Consider the following 1151-nt stretch of genomic DNA (forward strand, 5'->3'; position numbering starts at 1 on the left):
AGGGAAGAAAGGAGCGGAGCAATGAAGATGATCGAGAGGGTCCGTCTGATCGAGGAGATCGGGTCTGCGGATGGCTGTCGCGGTGTCGGCAAATGGGTCCGGGGCTGGCGCCGGTTGCGGTGGTTGCAGCGCGCGGTCGATACGATGCCCGCGCTGCTGCATGTGGTGTTCGATCCGATCCGCTATGAGGAACTGGATTATGGCGCGGTGGCGGCGCGGGTCGGGATCGGAGTCGACGAGGTCGAGCATCGCTTCGCCTGTGCGCTCCACTATCTGCAACTGGTCGGGCGCGGCGAGAGGAGCGTCGCCGACGCGCAGGCGGCGGTGCCGCGCACGGAGGCGGAGCTGGCGCTGGACCGGGTGCGGTGGGACGCGATGTGGGCGGTGATGCTCCGGCGCTGACGATCGCCGGTAGGCGGGCCGATCAGGTGACGGCCCGCTCGGCGTCGGCCTCGAGCGCGGCGATGCGCTCGGAGCAGATCGCGTGCACGGCGCGGCCCAGCTCCTCGACGCAGCCGCCGAGCCAGAGCAGCTCTTCTTCGGTGATGCGATAGTGCTTCGAATAGCGGGCCTTCACATAGGCCTCCTTGAGCTTCTCGAAGCGGGCGCGATCGGCGCGCAGCTCGCGCGGCCAGGCATCGACGATCCGCATGTCGATCCGCTCGGCCTGGGTGCGCAGGAAGGCGAGATTATGGACGTGCGGGGTGTAGAAGGTGCAGACGAGCAGGACGCCGTGGTAAAGGCGCTCGGTGGCCTGATGGAGCATGAAGGCCGCTTCTTTATACCAGCCCCGCTTTAGATCGTCGCCGTAGTTGACGTGAGCGCGCATTGCGCTCGGATACCACTCGTCGAAATACTCCTTCGCCATCGCCAGCGCTTGCTCTGCCGTCTTGGGCTTGGGGGTGTGGAGCAGCTTGTCGTCGAACTGGTAGAGCGCGATGCCGTCCTTCGCGACGTCCATGAAGAAATAGCGGCCGTGGGCGAGACCATCGTTCACTTCCTGCGTGGTGTGAACGATGAAGTTGACGGGCGTGTGCAGCGTCTTGTCGATCGCCAGCTCGCGGATGAGGCGATCGTCGAGCTTGAGCCAATAATCGACCTTCTCGGTAGGCCGCTTGTCGTTCACGATGAGGAGCAGATCGAAGTCTGAG

2 protein-coding genes are annotated in these 1151 nt (G+C 64.8%); one reads left to right on the forward strand and one right to left on the reverse strand.

The annotated features are described in order from the left end of the window. Positions 1–21: 21 nt before the first annotated feature. A complete protein-coding gene (locus U1769_RS25215) occupies positions 22–402 on the forward strand; it encodes a hypothetical protein (RefSeq protein WP_332720903.1) in 381 nt (126 codons plus the stop codon). 22 nt (positions 403–424) lie between these two features. Here U1769_RS25215 and U1769_RS25220 read toward each other — a convergent pair. After that, positions 425–1151: HEPN domain-containing protein (locus U1769_RS25220; RefSeq protein WP_332720904.1), on the reverse strand; the 727-nt coding region annotated here is incomplete at its 5' end.

It is taken from the genome of Parasphingomonas zepuensis (assembly GCF_036663735.1).
Taxonomy (GTDB): domain Bacteria; phylum Pseudomonadota; class Alphaproteobacteria; order Sphingomonadales; family Sphingomonadaceae; genus Sphingomonas.